The following is a 14,206-nucleotide window of genomic DNA, read 5'->3' as shown; positions in this document are numbered from 1 at the left end:
ACATGTCAGGGAAAGCAGAACCGGGCAGCAATCCGGTTCTGCCAGGGGATCGTCAGCGGACTGTCGATCACGCCATGTCCGTTATAGGCGTGGATGAACCGTGGCTGTTCGCCCGATTGCGACAGTATCCCTAGGTGCTTGGCAATCGCATCCTGTCGCATCCGGAACAGCAGCACCTGCCCCTCGCACAGATCGGTTTCGCGGTTGACGGGCAACAAATGCCGCAATGCTGCCTGCATCAGAACCTCGGTCCGCCCAACCTCGCCCCAATCGGCGGAATAGGCTGGCGCTGGTTCCGGCTCGGCACCATACAGCTCTTGCCAGATGCCACGGATCAATCCCAGACAGTCCGAGGCGACGCCCTTAGTGCTCGTCTGATGCTGATACGGCGTGCCAATCCAATCCTGTGCCAGTTCGACAACACGATCAGTCATTTCTTGAACCTACTTGCGGGGCCAGCAACCAATCTTCACTTGGCAAATGAGGGAATCCCCGAAAGTTCAGCAAGTTGGAAAATTTCTGGCTGCAGGTCGCGGCACGCTTGTCGCAGCCTGCGGTCAGCCGCACCCGATCGCCCGTCTGTGCGGTCAGCCCAAGCGATTGCCACAATTCGATTTCACGCCCACCGCCCGGCAGGCTGATATCATTCTTGATCGCTCCGTGAAGCCCGGCTGCCTCGCCGTCAAGAATACGCAAAACGCCACGCTCGAACCATCGCGCATTGAATGCCGGAAACTCAGAAAAACGGAAAATGCGCCCGTCGTCCAACCCCTCTATCTCTAACTCGGTTTGAAACGCCGTGCCTGAAAGAACCATTTTGCACCCGGCATCGCCAAGCCTTGCCGAACAGCGCGGATGAAACACCCGCCCACGCGCATTATTCAATGGCTCGGCAAGGCCGCGCAGCTCTGCCTTGAACTCTCCGTTTGATCGTGACACTTCGCCCATCGACCCGGCAAATGTCAGGCGACGTCGGCCTACATCCGACCAATCCACCTCCCACATCTTCAGCTCTGCCGCGTCCCATCGGCCCGCCAGAATATCGCGCTCGCTGATCGCGTCGTCTGACAGCGCCCCGGCAGCCTCTGAATTATCGACCGACAGACCCGATCCCTGAACCAAGGCACGCGCCGCCATTCCATGATCCGGGCGGAAACGAACACCGTCGAAACTGAGTGCGACGTCATGATCGGTGAATCCCAAAGTCAGCCCGTCCTTGCGCCGGATCATCCAGGCACGGGCGATTGTCGTGGTGGTCATAGGCGCACCTCAATCACAGGTATCTGAGGCACTTCTCCCGCCTGAAACGAAGCGACGGACACCGCGATCCTGTCCGTGTCAAACCGGACGGGAACGTCAAACTCGAAACCAACGGTGATTTCTGCTCCGACAGGAACCGGCCTGGTAAAGGTGATGATGCCCGTCCGGTTGTTCACCTCGAAATCGGTGCCAAGGAAAACCTCTACGCCACCAATGCCCGCACGCACCGAGTCCTTGACGATCTTCGCAATTGGTCGGGCATAGCTGAACGCACCGGACACATAATTCTTCACGATCTGAAACTGGGTCATTTGCCCGTCGCCCCTGGCAATTTCCTGATCGTGAAACGCAGGGGACTGGGATGGAACACAGCTTTTGTGGTCCGACCAATCCTTCCAACGAAACCCGTGCAACTGTCCTGCCCGAGCCTCGAAGAACGAAATCAGCGCCGATAGATCATTCAACGAACGCAGTCCCATGCCCGCGTCATAGCGACGCCGCGCATGCGCCCAGGGTGTGTTCCGTTCCTCATAGCCACTGGCCAGCGCCACGATCTCGGTGCGTCGTTCCGGGCCACCAATTGCGCCGAATGACAGATTTGTCGGAAATCGAACCTCATGAAATGCCATCTTCGCCTCCACTCAGCTATTTCTGTCGCCACGCGCCAGAACGCGACCCAACTGCGCCGCGATCTGTGATTGACTGCGCTGAAACCCCGCGACATCCGGGGTCGTGACATTCACCGTCACATTGACTGCGCGACCGCCGCCCCCGGCCGAGGCGACGCCCAGCCGACCATCCGCACCGCGCCGCAATGGCATGATCGCTTCTGGTCCTGCTTCCCCCATCAGGCCGGTCGCACCTCGCATCGGGAAATGCGTGGGCTGGCTGACAACGCCGCCCTTTGCAAAGGGCATCACGCGCCCCTGCACAAAGGCACCTCCGTTGGCAAAGGGCAAAGCGCCCGACAACATTCCCGCCAGCCCGTTTCCAATCGTGCCCGCCAGGGCATTTTCGACCGGCTTCATGGCAATCGAATAAACGGTGTCCGCGATGGATCGCCCGATTCCCTTCAGCGCGTCCGACAGTTTTGCGCCATCGAAGATCAAATCATCGAAGGCGCGCCGAAGCCCGGATTCAATACCCCGATTCAGCGTACCGACCTCGCGTGCGGTATTGGTCATCGACTGGCGCAGCCGAGCCAGCTCGGCCTCGAATTCCGCAGTCATCCGGCTGGTTTGGCCGAATCCTTCATCCAACTGGTCCAGCGTTCCGCCGAACCCGTCCTTGTTCGCCATAATGATAGCCCCTGTTCAGATAATCTCGTCGTTGTCCTGCGCGGCTCGGTCGGGAAAGCGGGCGGCCAGATCGGCCAGCCGACGGCGTGTCATCGCACCGGCCCCTCCCGCCTCGATCCCCAGCATCAGCGCCAGTTCGGCTGGCGTCAGCCCCCAGAACTGCTCTGGCGTCAGGCGAAGTCCGCGGATGCCAGCACGCATCAGACCGGGCCAATCCAGCCCGTCTGCCCTGTTCATGCGTCGATCCGAAAAGCACGGGCCAGCAATTCGGCGGCCAACCGCCCGGCGGCGACCGGACCGCCCCCGATCTCGACACTCAGCAGATCGCCGATCCGGCCACGCCAGCCGCCGCCGCGAAGTCCGGCAACCAAGACGGCCAGAACATCGCGGCTGCGAAAGCCACCTGCCTCGAACCGTTCGGCAAGTCCAATCAGGCTGTCAGCGCCCAGATCATGCTCCAATTCGGCCAGCGCGCCCAACGTCAACCGCGCGACATGGGCGGTGCCATCCAGCACAATCTCGACCTCGCCACGCATCGGGTTGATCATCACAATGCCACGAATGTCAGCGCCCCGGCCGAGGCCATGGTCATTTCATAGGTCGCCTCGCCGTTATAGCTGCCGGCATATTCCAGCGCTGTCACCAGAAACGATCCCTCAACCGTGCCAAAATCAGGGATGATCACCTGAAAGCGCGGCACCTCGGCATCAAAGAAAATCTGCCTTGCACGACTGTCGGTATCGGCGTCACGAAACACCCCCGAACCCGAGATCGAGGCACTGCGCACGCCCGCGCCGCCCAACAGCTCGCGCCAGCCGCCCTCACTTTCCAGATTGGTGACATCCACAGTCTCGGCATTGAAAGAAAGCCGTGTCGCGCGAAGTCCGGCGATGGTTTCAAATGCACCATCCCCGGTCATATCCATCTTGATCAGCAGATCACGCCCATTTTGTGCAGCCATTGCCTTTTACTCCTTAGCCCAGATCGACGCGTGCGCGGAATGTCAGATCAATCCGCCGCGCCGCCCCATTTTCCACCCGACGCGCCTTGGCGCGCAGGAACCACATTCCGCAAAGATGTCCTCGCAACAGGGTCAGATCGCGCCGTTCCAGCGCATCGGCAACGGCAACAGCCGCTGCCTTGACCGCAGCAAAACCAACGCTTTCATCCGTTCCCGACAGGACCGAGACGACAAAATCGTGCTGCGCACCCGCAGCGGTCATGTCACCCGCATCCCGAACCTCTTCCGGACCAAGCGAGACATAGACACCACTGGGCGCATCCACCGGCATGGCATCAAAAATCGCGTCGCCAACCAGCCCGGACAGCGCCGCATCTGCCCGCAATTGCTGATAAACAGCCCCTTGCAGTGCAAGACCTGCAGCATAGCTCATGCCATCTCCTCTTCTCTTGCGCGGCAGATCAGCCAGCGGCCATGCGGATCACACTCGGCAACCGCCTCAATTCGGAACAGACGTTCACCTAGCCGAAACCGTTGCCCAGCAGCCGGGCGTCGCGGATTGCCAGCCGGTGCCGCACGCACGGTGATTTGCCAGGACACGATGCTTTCTGCGCCCACCTCGCCAAAATTCTCGCGCCCCTGGCCTGCCTTCATCCCGGCCCAAAGCGCGCCAAGCGGACGCCAGACCACGCGATAACCGCCAACGCCATCGCCTTCACGCTGCGCCGCCTCAAGCGTCAACGAGACATTCAATCGTGGAACCGCCATCAGCGCGCCTCTCGATTGCCGCGCCCGGCCAATGTGCGCACCTGCCGCCAACGCTCGATCAGGGCGCTGACGCCAAAGGGCATCGCAGACCTGCTGCCCTCTAAGCTGCGATCCTCGTAATAGCGCGCGGCCAGCATCAAAACCGCCTGCGCCAAATCTGCTGGCACCTGATCCCAGCTTTCGCCAAACCCTGCGGTAAAGGTTATCGTCACCATCCCCCTGCGCGGCACATGCGGCAAGATGATCCCGGTCGGCAGAAGCATCGGCCGCTGGCCGTCCGGCAAAAGCCGCCAGCCTTCAGGCGACAGTGTCGTGACCGTCCCGCGCCCATCATCGATGCGAATATCATTCACCACCTGAACCGGCGCCAGCGGCAATGTCTGGCCCAGCCGGTCGCGCCAGTCGTCCAATTGCATCCGAAATCTGCGCGTCAACAGCACTTTGCCGGTGCGAGCCTCGATCGCAGCAATCGCGGCACGCAGAAAACCCGACAGCGCCATCGTTTCCGCACTGTCCTCGCCAATCTGAAACCCCGATCCAAGTTGCAAATGCTCTCGCAATAGCGCGACCGGCAGCGCCCCTGCTGCGGGCGCCGTTTCCTCTATCAGCATCATATTGCGGACCTCCCGTCCTGCCGTGCACATGATCACATCCAGGCAGACCCCGACCGGGGCCGCCCTTTGCCTGCAGTGAAAAGGATCGCGCCGCCGCGGGCCATCAGCGCGCGCGGACAGTTGCTAAAGCCAGAATGGCCAGCCAAGCGCGATCCTTTCCTTCGCCCTATCCCCGATGGATCAGGCGAATTTCAGCAGCTTGACCGCGCGGAAATCGGTGACGCCGCCGCCAACACGCTTGGTTGCATAGAACAGGACATGCGGCTTGGCGCTGAAGGGATCACGCAGCACACGCAGATCGGGACGCTCGACAATGGTATAGGCCGCGCGAAAATCACCGAACGCGACGGACAACGACTCGATGTCCATATCCGGCATGTCCTCGCTGATCAGCACCGGGTAGCCCAGCAACTGAGGCGTTTGCCCTGCTGCCAGCGCATCGGTCCACAGAAAGCGACCATCGGCATCCTTCATCTTGCGAATATTCGCCGCAGTTTTCGAGTTCATGACAAAGCTGGCATTCGCGCGATACTCCGCCGACAGCGCATAGATCAGATCAATCAGCGCATCCGCAGGGGTAGCCGCATCGAACTCGCCCAGTTCGCCGGTCATCACGCAGCCGATCTGCCCTTCGGTGGCCGTAGCGCTTGGCGCGACAGGATAGGACAGAATGCCACGCGGCTTCGACACGCCATCGCCCTTGATGAACGCGGCGGCTTCCGAACGAGCAAACTTGTCGGCGATCCGCTCGGCCAGCCAGGCCTCGACATCGAACGCCGCATCGTCCAGCAGCCGCTGGCTTGCCTTGGGCATCGCCGACAGCTCATGCACCGGGATCGAAATCCGCTCGATACCGCCCGGCGCAGTTTCAGCGGCACCGGCTTCATCCGCCCAGCCCGCGCCCATATCGCCTTTGTCGACCAGAACTTCGTAGGCCGAGGACTCGACGGCGACGACATTGGCCAGCTTGCGCAGCGATGCGCCCGTGCTCAGAACGGTCTGCACCGTCTCTGCCACCTGGGGCGCCGCCAGAAAGCCACCATCGCTGGCGACAGTCAGGCCCTTTTCCTCGATGACCAGACCACGCAGCCCGTCATCATCGCCGCTGCGCAGATAGGCGTTGAACGCCTTCTGATGCGGCACCTCGACCTCTGCAACGGTCGACAGCGGGGTGCGGCCACGAATGGCAGTTTTGCGATCAATCATGTTCATGCGCTCTTCCTGTGATTGCATTTTCTTCTGAATATCGTCCCGGAAACCTTTGAGCTCACTGACAAACCCCATCATGGCCCCCTTCAGGTCGGCAGGCATGTCGCCGCCGCCCGCGGCTTTTACCTCGGTCATGGTCTTCTCCTCATCGCGATGATCGGGGCCGACCCGCCCCAGCTTTTCAGATCACCCTGTTGGCGATCCGAACCCGTCGGGTGCGTGCCTGGACGCACCGAATGTCTTACTCGCCCCGCAGCGCCTGAGCCGCAGCGTTGAACACCGCCGCCATTTCACGCACATCGTCGGCGTCTTTTCGTCCCACCTTGGCCTCGGGCAGCATCGGAAATGTCACCAGCGACACCTCCCACAGCTCGACCTCGGTCAGGATACGACGCCCTGCCTGATCCTTCTCGGCGCGCAAAGTGCGGTACCCGATCGACAGCCCGTCAATCGCCCCCGCCTGAATCAGCGCGGCCGCCTCTCTGGCTTGCGCCACATCCGGCAGCAGGCGCCCCTTGACCCACAGGCCCTTCTCATCTTCGCGGATATCATCCCAAACGCCGATGGGCTTGGCCGCGTCGTGCTGCCACAGCATCCGCACCTTGTCGCCCTTGGCCGCCAGTCGCGCCAGACTTGCGGCGAAAGCCCCGGGCCTGACGGCATCGCCCCCCTGATCGGTCAGCCCGAACAGACTGGCATAACCCTCCATCACATGCCCGTCCGTCAGAAGCGGCGCCCCGCCTGCAAATTTCACTTCCAATCCCGGAACCATCTTGTCAGCCTCCCTTCGGCGCGAATTCCATAATTCCCTGCACCGCCTGCGTCAGGATGACGGCAACCACGCCGTAAACCGTCATCCACAACCGCCGCTCCAATCCTTCGATCAGCGTTTCGATCCGCTCCAACCGCTTCTCCATGGTGCCAAATTGCAGCGCCATGATCCGCTCCTGAGCTTCAAATCGCTGATCGTGCCAGCCAAAGCTATCCTTGACGAAGCGTGATCCCTCCATCCGCTCAGCCCTCATCCACAGGAGGCAGGCCCAACAACGCGCGTTTTTCAGCGTCGGTCAGGAACAGCGCCTCACCGATCCGCTTCCATTGCTGATCGCGCTCTTCCGCCAGCGCAGGAATACGGTCCGGATCGGGCCGCAGGTCGATCTCGGCCCCCAGATGCTCGGACAACCACCACGCGACCGAGGCCGCCACACGCGTCACCAACGGCAGCACCGTCAGGCGATAAAGGGCCCGGTGCGCCTCGGCATAGTTGGCATAGGTCGCATCACCCGGAATCCCCAACAACATCGGCGGCACCCCAAAGGCCAACGCAATCTCTCGGGCTGCGGCCATCTTGGTCTCATGGAACTCCATGTCCGAAGGGCTGAACCCCATCGGCTTCCAGTCAAGGCCGCCTTCCAGCAGCATCGGGCGCCCTGCGTTGCGTGCACCCTGATGGTTCATCTCGATCTCGCCGACCAGCCGATCATATTGATCCGGACTTAGCGTTCCGTGCCCGTCAACACCCTTGTAGACAATCGCTCCACTTGGCCGTGCAGCATTATCCAGCAATGCCTTGGACCAGGCAGAGGCGCTGTTATGCACATCCAGCGCCACGGCAGCCGCTTGCATCGGCGACAAACCGTAATGATCGTCCTGAGGATGAAAGCTCTTGATGTGGCAGATCGGATCAGGCGATCCCGTCATGTCAAAGCGATGCTTGCGCCCGCCCACCGCATATTCAAACGCCACCGGCCAGCCATCGGCACCGGGAACGATGCTCATCCGGTCCGAACGCAGCACATGCAATTCGTCCGGCAATCCCGATGGGTTCAACCCTGCGGCTTCAAGATAGCCATTTCCGGACAACAGCATCTGCCCGAACAGGGTCTCAAACAGCTCGGCCTTGCCCTGTCCCGGGTTGGGACGGCGCAGCAGATCCAACACCGGATGCAGGTCATAGCGCCGCTCCCGATCCTCGCAGATCAGGGGCACCGCCGCCGCCGCTTCCGCAATCAGCTTCACCGATCGAAACCCCACCGGGTTTGTCACAAACCCGCCACGGGTCAGCGACCCCGTATCCCGCGCCGACCAGACGACGCGCCCACCGCCATTGGCAAATGCCACGACCCGCCCTGTGGCGCTGGCCTTCTTTTCCGGCGCGGGAACCACTTTTTCTTCCCGCGTAAACAATCGAAACGCCATATCCGCCTCCTTGCCCAATACAGTAAAAAGGCCGCCCCCGGGACGACCCTTTCTTCTTTGTTCAAATACCCGATCAGCGCGTCACAGGCGCCGCATCTGCGGCCTGCGAAAGCCCGCTGCGGGCTCTATCATCAATTCGTGGATCGCCCAGACCAGGGCATCGACCCGATCCGGCGACCCGCGCCCCTCGAAACCGCGCACCGTCATCTGACACATTTGGTCCTCCAACGCGCCCAACGATCCGCGCCGCAAATGCCTGATACGTCCCTGCTCATACAGCGCCGCGACAGGTTCGGCCCGCAACCCTTTGCCACGACCTGCGCGCAGCGCCCGAAACGGCACCAGCGGATCAATCTGCCGGATCACGCTTTCAACCAGGTCACCGCCCTGATTGACCTCGGCCACCAGCTTCTCGGCGCCATGGCGGTCCATCGCGGCAATCGCCGCCCGCGCCCAGTCGCTTGGGCCGCCCTTGATGGTCGCGTCTTCCAACACATAGCCACGCCACTGACGCGGCTCACCCTCGGCCACGACACCTGCCACGACAATGCCGCATTCGTCGCTGTCTTTCCCGCTTGTGACCGCCGGGTCGACCGCCACGACCACACGGCTCAGCTTCGGCACCTGATCCACCCGCGCATCTTCCAGCATTGCAGTTGTCCACAATGCCCCTTCGACATCATCCAGCAATACACCGTCCAACTCCTGCCGGCCCAGCCGCGTCCCGCCATAGCGCGCCTGAACCTCGGCCAGAAAGCTTTCGGCCAGATAGGCGCGGTTCGCATCGGTTGGCGCATGCGTCGTCACGGTCGATGCGTTCTGCAATATCCGCTTCAACACCCCGACATTGCGTGGCGTCGTGGTGACGACCTGCTGCGGATGATCGCCCAGACGCAGCGCGAATTGCAGCATGTCCCAGACATCTTCACCCTTTTTCCACTTCGCCAGCTCATCGACCCAGGCTGCGTCGAATTGAGGCCCGCGCAAAGCTTCTGGTTCATGCGCCGAATAAACGGTCGCTGTTGCGCCATTGGCCCATACCAGCCTCCGCCGCCCCGCCTCCCAAACCGGACGGCGGTCGGGGGGTGAGCAGGCCAAAATCCCCGACTCTCCGAACACCATCACCTCGCGCGCCTGATCGAAAGTCTCGCCCACCAAGGCCACCCGGTGACAGCGCCCCGGTGCGGCGGCGGTCGACCCCTCAACCATCCGCCGCACCCATTCGGACCCGGCGCGGGTTTTTCCCGCACCACGCCCGCCCATGATCACCCAGCTTTTCCAGTCACCCTCGGGAGGCAACTGATGTGGCAGGGCCCAGAACTCGAACAGCCAGGGCAGAGCCATCAGGGCATTTTCCGACAGCCCGCCCAGAAATTCGTCAACCTCCTCCGGCTCGGCGGAGGCAAGCCAACCGGCGCCCGACTTCATCTCGTGCCGCATCAAGGTCGAGGCAGCCTCCTCCGATCCCGCCGGCGATATCCTTGCGAAGTTTGTCAACCCTGTTCCTTTCCGCCATCAGAAGATGCACCGCTTCGCGGATACCCTTCGCGGTTTGTATTGCCTGTTTCAGTTCCGCCGGATCGACGGTTCCGGAATTCTGCGCTTTCAGTGCGGCCTCATGGTCCTTCAGGTCTTTGATGTAGGACCAGAACAACCCCTCGGCGACGGCCAGCGCCTCCTCTGCGCTGACCGTCCCATCAGATGCGCCGCCCTGCACCGCGACCCGATCACCAGCCACAAATGGTCCTTCGGGATCACAGACCCCGCCCCATTCCATATCATTCATGCAAACTGTCCCGCCTCGTGTCCTGTCCGCACGAGCCCAGAAACGAAAAAACGGCCTGAAGGGTCATCCCCTTGGCCGCTTGCCCACCTCTTCCAGCATGTAATCGTTCTACTTTGAGGCGTTCGGAAAGTCAATTACTAAACCAGACGGAGAGCGCGTCAGGGAATTTTAAAGACATGAAATCAATATCATATCGCATGCAACACCCCCACAGAACGCATTGCGCAACACCTGTGAAACCGGCCTGAAATCCATGAAAAAGCCCGCCGCAGATGTGCGACGGGCAGCGTGCAGGATCAGACGATTCCCGACTCAGGCGGTCTTTGCCGCATCCGCCTTGGCGCGGGCTTCCGCAGCTGCGGCAACCGCGTTGCTGGCCTCATCCTGAACCTGCTGCGCATAGGATACCATGTTTGCGGCATAAGCTTCGTACCAGTCGGCGGTATCTTCGGCATTCATGGCCACGGCCTTCTTGCGCACGTCCTCGGCCTTCGTGCGCAACGTGGCGATCTGGCCATCCCATTCGGTTTTGGCCTGCTGCCACTGGGCTTTCACCTTCTCATCGGCATCGTCAAAATATTTCGTGATCTGGTCGTTCAGATCGGACTGCCGCTTTTCCGCATCCTCGCGCCATTTGCGCGCATTTTCGGCTAATTCATTGCCCTTCTTGCTCAGGTCAGCTTGCCACACGTCAATGCGTTTCTCAAAGTCCTGGGCGCTGCGGGAAAGGCTGGCGAACATATCGGAAAGTTTCATTGGTGGTCTCCTGGATCGAAGGCAAGAACTGCCATGATTGACGACAGAATAACAAACACCGCGCACAAAAAAATTGCGCGGTATTCGTCATTTATCCGTCCTCAAAACGACTTGCGCAAGCCCCGGCAGCCGATCCTTGGGGGCGGACGTCCAAACGCAGGGACACGGGAACCTGCCCATTTCACCGCGTCGAAAGGCCGTGTTCATCACCTCAAACACGGCCTCGGTAAAATCACCCGCCCGTTTGCACCGGACTGTTGGTCGGCTCGCCGCGCTGTGCCTCGATCTCGCGCCAGCGGGCGACATTGGCGTTATGTTCCTCCAATGTCCGGGCAAACGCGTGCCCGCCCGAGCCATCCGCCACAAAGAACAGATACTCGGTCTCGTCCGGGTTCAGCGCGGCATGGATCGCAGCCCGGCCCGGATTGGCAATCGGCGTCGGTGGCAAACCGTCGATCTGATAAGTGTTATAGGGTGTGCGCGACGCCAGCTCTGACCGCCGCAACCCGCGGTCCAGAATCCCTTCGCCCTTGGTGATCCATAGATCACGGTCGGGTCGGTTTGCAGGCGCATCCCCTCTTCCAGACGGTTCACAAAGACGCTGGCGACCTCGGGACGTTCTTCGGGAATCCCGGTTTCCTTCTCCACGATAGAGGCCATGACCAAGGCCTCTTCCGGCGACTCATAAGGCAGACCAAAGGGACGCGCTTCCCATTCCTCGGCAAGGATGGCCGATTGACGGCGTGCCATCTCGGTCAGCAAGGCCGCACGGTCCGACCCCTTTTCCACCTCATAGGTGTCAGGCGCCAAACTGCCTTCAGCGGGAACATCGCCGATCTCACCTGTCAGAAAGCCTGCGGCACGCAACGCTTCGACCACCTGCCAGCTTGTCACGCCTTCGGCCATGACCACGCGCAGCCGCGCGCCCTGCTGATCAGCAGCTTCGGCGATCTGGGCCGGCTGTTCTTCGCTGGCCGGGTTGAACCGCGCCATTTCCTCGAAGACCCCCGTTTCCGGGTTCATGTCACGCAGCAAAATCGTGTTTTCACGCACGCCGACCCGAACCGTGACCTCGGTGCCACAAGTCGAAGGTCCGCCCGACGTTATGACGCCAAGAATATCTTCCATGCTGGCATTCGGTTCTACCAGATAGCTGCCGAATTTCAGATCACCCGCCTTGCCCAGATAATCCGCGCCTGCGCGAAAGATATAGGCGTTGGACACTGCGCCCTGCGTCGCCAGTTTCTGACTGACCGGGTTCAGGGTCGCGTTACGTTCAACCTGCACACATTGCGCAACCGCGCTTGGGCCTGGTCCTGTGAACTGATGCCGTGCCCATGCCACGGCCGCCGCAGCCGCAATCAGCAAGACCACCAGCAGCGTCAGGAAATTCGAGGCGATATGGCGCCACATCAGTCAGCCACCTTGCCAAGGATCAGGCTGGCATTGGTGCCACCAAAGCCAAAGCTGTTGGACAGTGCGATATCAACCTTGCGCCGGACGGCGGCATTCGCAGCCAGATCCAGCTTAGGCTCGACCGCCGGGTGATCCAGATTGATCGTCGGCGGGCAAATCTGATCGCGGATCGCCAGAACGCAGAAGATCGCCTCGACCGCACCCGCCGCCCCCAGCAGATGCCCGATGCTGGACTTGGTCGATGACATCACGACATTCTTCGCGTGATCCCCCAGCAGACGTTCCACCGCCCCCAACTCGATTGTGTCGGCCATCGTGCTGGTGCCGTGGGCGTTGATATAATCGATGCGATCCGGCGTCAGATTGGCCGAACGCAACGCATTGGTCATCGCACGGAAACCGCCATCACCATCCTCGCTGGGCGCGGTGATGTGATAGGCATCGCCCGACAGGCCATAGCCCAGAACCTCGGCATAGATCTTGGCGCCCCGCGCTTTGGCATGTTCGTATTCTTCCAACACGACAACACCCGCGCCTTCGCCCATGACGAACCCGTCGCGATCCTCATCATAGGGGCGGCTGGCATGTTGCGGATCATCGCCGCGCTTGGTGGACAGCGCCTTGCAGGCATTGAAACCTGCAATGCCAATCTCACTGATGGGCGATTCCGCACCGCCGGCAACCATGACATCCGCATCGCCCAGCATGATCAACCGCGCCGCATCGCCAATCGCATGCGCACCCGTCGAACAGGCCGTTACAACCGCATGGTTTGGCCCCTTGAAGCCGTAGCGGATGCTGACCTGCCCGGAAATCAGGTTGATCAGCGCCCCCGGAATGAAGAATGGCGAAACCCGCTTCGGCCCACGTTCCTTGATCAGCACAGCCGTTTCCGCGATCGAGGTCAGCCCACCGATGCCAGACCCGATCATCACACCTGTGCGTTCATGGTCGATGGGGCTTTCCGGTTTCCAGCCCGAATCCTCAACCGCCTGCACGGCGGCAGCCATCCCATACAGAATGAAGTCATCGACCTTGCGCTGGTCCTTGGGTTCCATCCAGTCGTCAGGATTGAAGGTGCCGTCGCTACCGTCGCCCATCGGAATTTCACAGGCGTATTTGGTCACGACATCCTTGGCATCGAAGCGGGTGATAGGGCCCGCCCCCGACTTACCCGCCAGAATACGTTCCCACGTCGCCTCGACACCCGAAGCCAACGGAGTAACCATTCCCAAGCCGGTGACAACAACCCTGCGCATACGCTATCCTTCAAGCTGCTTTCTTGTTCCAGCCCTGATACACGCGGGGGCTGGGCCGCGCAACGGCGGGCTGATCCGGGCCTGGCAAACCCATGGCAAAGGCGCGTTCCCGCCGTCACCGACAAGATGGGCAAGATCATGGCAATAAAAAAGACCGCGTGAAACAATCGCGCGGCCCAAGGGGTTCTGCGTCGTCCGGTCGGATCACGCCGGCGGATTGTCCTACCAACATCCGACCTTCAGCTCCTCGATCCCGACCTCGCCGGCAGCAGTCTTGATGCGGCGCCGCGAAGAAAACATGTCACAACTTCAAACGTCGCCAAAGAGTTGTCGAACCTGATCGAAACGAGGTTTTGCCCGGCTCCGTTCAGCGTATCCATCAGCTTATCGCCGAAACCATCGACTGATATCTTGCGCCCTTTGACGGGTTGGTGCCGGTGAGAATAACGCCCACACCTGTAACGGTGTTGTAATCGTTCCACCCGCCATAGGTCGAATTTCCGCTCGAGGATGGATCGCTGACCATCGTGATCGGTGCCACGTTGGAATTGGTGACGTTCAGTCGTGCTCCAGGAATTGCAGCGTCATTACAGGTGGTCTGCCCCAAAGAACAACGAACCGGTGGCCGTTCTGCTGGCCATCACTCGCAAAGCAAAGCTTCTTCTTTGCAAAAATACCCG

Annotated in this window: 19 protein-coding genes and 1 pseudogene; all 20 read right to left on the bottom strand. The window is 61.1% G+C overall.

All coding sequences use genetic code 11. From position 1 onward, the window contains the following. Positions 1 to 5 precede the first annotated feature (5 nt). Positions 6 to 434 (bottom strand): C40 family peptidase, encoded by a 429-nt coding sequence (locus tag H4P12_RS02300; RefSeq protein WP_187791977.1) that lies wholly within the window; start codon positions 432 to 434, stop codon positions 6 to 8. Next, the gene (locus H4P12_RS02295; protein WP_187791976.1) at positions 427 to 1,260 is read right to left on the bottom strand and encodes a DUF2163 domain-containing protein; all 834 of its coding nucleotides are present in this window, start codon (positions 1,258 to 1,260) and stop codon (positions 427 to 429) included. Before H4P12_RS02295 ends, H4P12_RS02300 begins: the two co-directional genes overlap by 8 nt. Continuing rightward, a complete protein-coding gene (locus tag H4P12_RS02290; protein ID WP_187791975.1) occupies positions 1,257 to 1,889 on the bottom strand; it encodes a DUF2460 domain-containing protein in 633 nt (210 codons plus the stop codon). The genes H4P12_RS02295 and H4P12_RS02290 overlap by 4 nt, the downstream gene beginning before the upstream one ends. 12 nt (positions 1,890 to 1,901) lie before the next feature. Further along, positions 1,902 to 2,558, bottom strand: a complete 657-nt coding sequence (locus H4P12_RS02285) for a phage tail tape measure protein (protein WP_187791974.1) — start codon at positions 2,556 to 2,558, stop codon at positions 1,902 to 1,904. Positions 2,559 to 2,573: 15 nt separating this feature from the next. Continuing rightward, the gene (locus H4P12_RS02280; protein ID WP_187791973.1) at positions 2,574 to 2,795 is read right to left on the bottom strand and encodes a rcc01693 family protein; all 222 of its coding nucleotides are present in this window, start codon (positions 2,793 to 2,795) and stop codon (positions 2,574 to 2,576) included. Further along, positions 2,792 to 3,106: a gene transfer agent family protein gene (locus H4P12_RS02275; RefSeq protein ID WP_187791972.1), complete on the bottom strand. Its 315-nt coding sequence runs from the start codon at positions 3,104 to 3,106 to the stop codon at positions 2,792 to 2,794. The genes H4P12_RS02280 and H4P12_RS02275 overlap by 4 nt, the downstream gene beginning before the upstream one ends. Continuing rightward, positions 3,106 to 3,519: a phage major tail protein, TP901-1 family gene (locus H4P12_RS02270; RefSeq protein ID WP_187791971.1), complete on the bottom strand. Its 414-nt coding sequence runs from the start codon at positions 3,517 to 3,519 to the stop codon at positions 3,106 to 3,108. The genes H4P12_RS02275 and H4P12_RS02270 overlap by 1 nt, the downstream gene beginning before the upstream one ends. Positions 3,520 to 3,532: 13 nt before the next feature. Next, positions 3,533 to 3,952, bottom strand: coding sequence for a DUF3168 domain-containing protein (locus tag H4P12_RS02265; RefSeq protein ID WP_187791970.1), 420 nt, complete (start codon positions 3,950 to 3,952; stop codon positions 3,533 to 3,535). Next, the gene (locus H4P12_RS02260) at positions 3,949 to 4,287 is read right to left on the bottom strand and encodes a head-tail adaptor protein (RefSeq protein WP_187791969.1); all 339 of its coding nucleotides are present in this window, start codon (positions 4,285 to 4,287) and stop codon (positions 3,949 to 3,951) included. The genes H4P12_RS02265 and H4P12_RS02260 overlap by 4 nt, the downstream gene beginning before the upstream one ends. Beyond that, complete coding sequence (locus H4P12_RS02255) at positions 4,287 to 4,901, bottom strand: head-tail connector protein (RefSeq protein WP_187791968.1); 615 nt, start codon at positions 4,899 to 4,901, stop codon at positions 4,287 to 4,289. Before H4P12_RS02255 ends, H4P12_RS02260 begins: the two co-directional genes overlap by 1 nt. A gap of 180 nt (positions 4,902 to 5,081) precedes the next feature. Further along, positions 5,082 to 6,245 carry a phage major capsid protein gene (locus H4P12_RS02250; protein WP_187791967.1) on the bottom strand — a complete coding sequence of 388 codons (1,164 nt, stop codon included), beginning with the start codon at positions 6,243 to 6,245 and terminating at the stop codon, positions 5,082 to 5,084. Positions 6,246 to 6,351: 106 nt separating this feature from the next. Continuing rightward, positions 6,352 to 6,882: an HK97 family phage prohead protease gene (locus H4P12_RS02245; RefSeq protein WP_187791966.1), complete on the bottom strand. Its 531-nt coding sequence runs from the start codon at positions 6,880 to 6,882 to the stop codon at positions 6,352 to 6,354. Between the two features lie 4 nt (positions 6,883 to 6,886). Further along, positions 6,887 to 7,120 (bottom strand): GTA head formation protein, RCAP_rcc01685 family, encoded by a 234-nt coding sequence (locus H4P12_RS02240; RefSeq protein WP_187792455.1) that lies wholly within the window; start codon positions 7,118 to 7,120, stop codon positions 6,887 to 6,889. A 4-nt stretch (positions 7,121 to 7,124) separates the two neighbouring features. Next, a complete protein-coding gene (locus H4P12_RS02235) occupies positions 7,125 to 8,309 on the bottom strand; it encodes a phage portal protein (protein WP_187791965.1) in 1,185 nt (394 codons plus the stop codon). Positions 8,310 to 8,390: 81 nt separating this feature from the next. After that, positions 8,391 to 9,737, bottom strand: coding sequence for a DNA-packaging protein (locus H4P12_RS02230; RefSeq protein WP_187792454.1), 1,347 nt, complete (start codon positions 9,735 to 9,737; stop codon positions 8,391 to 8,393). Beyond that, entirely contained in the window at positions 9,688 to 10,095 is a 408-nt protein-coding gene (locus tag H4P12_RS02225) for a penta-EF hand family protein (RefSeq protein ID WP_187791964.1), read from the bottom strand. The genes H4P12_RS02230 and H4P12_RS02225 overlap by 50 nt, the downstream gene beginning before the upstream one ends. A gap of 312 nt (positions 10,096 to 10,407) precedes the next feature. Further along, positions 10,408 to 10,851 carry a hypothetical protein gene (locus H4P12_RS02220; protein ID WP_187791963.1) on the bottom strand — a complete coding sequence of 148 codons (444 nt, stop codon included), beginning with the start codon at positions 10,849 to 10,851 and terminating at the stop codon, positions 10,408 to 10,410. Positions 10,852 to 11,083: 232 nt separating this feature from the next. Further along, positions 11,084 to 12,264: pseudogene (gene mltG, locus H4P12_RS02215) on the bottom strand (endolytic transglycosylase MltG). Next, the gene (gene fabF / locus H4P12_RS02210; RefSeq protein ID WP_187791962.1) at positions 12,264 to 13,526 is read right to left on the bottom strand and encodes a beta-ketoacyl-ACP synthase II; all 1,263 of its coding nucleotides are present in this window, start codon (positions 13,524 to 13,526) and stop codon (positions 12,264 to 12,266) included. The pseudogene mltG and the gene fabF overlap by 1 nt, the downstream one beginning before the upstream one ends. Positions 13,527 to 13,905: 379 nt before the next feature. Next, complete coding sequence (locus H4P12_RS02205) at positions 13,906 to 14,067, bottom strand: hypothetical protein (RefSeq protein ID WP_187791961.1); 162 nt, start codon at positions 14,065 to 14,067, stop codon at positions 13,906 to 13,908. Between the last annotated feature and the right edge of the window lie 139 nt (positions 14,068 to 14,206).

The organism is Paracoccus amoyensis (assembly GCF_014490725.1).
Taxonomy (GTDB): Bacteria; Pseudomonadota; Alphaproteobacteria; order Rhodobacterales; family Rhodobacteraceae; genus Paracoccus; species Paracoccus amoyensis.
The sequence above is the reverse complement of the archived record's forward strand: the minus strand, read 5'-3'. Positions and strand labels throughout refer to the sequence as shown.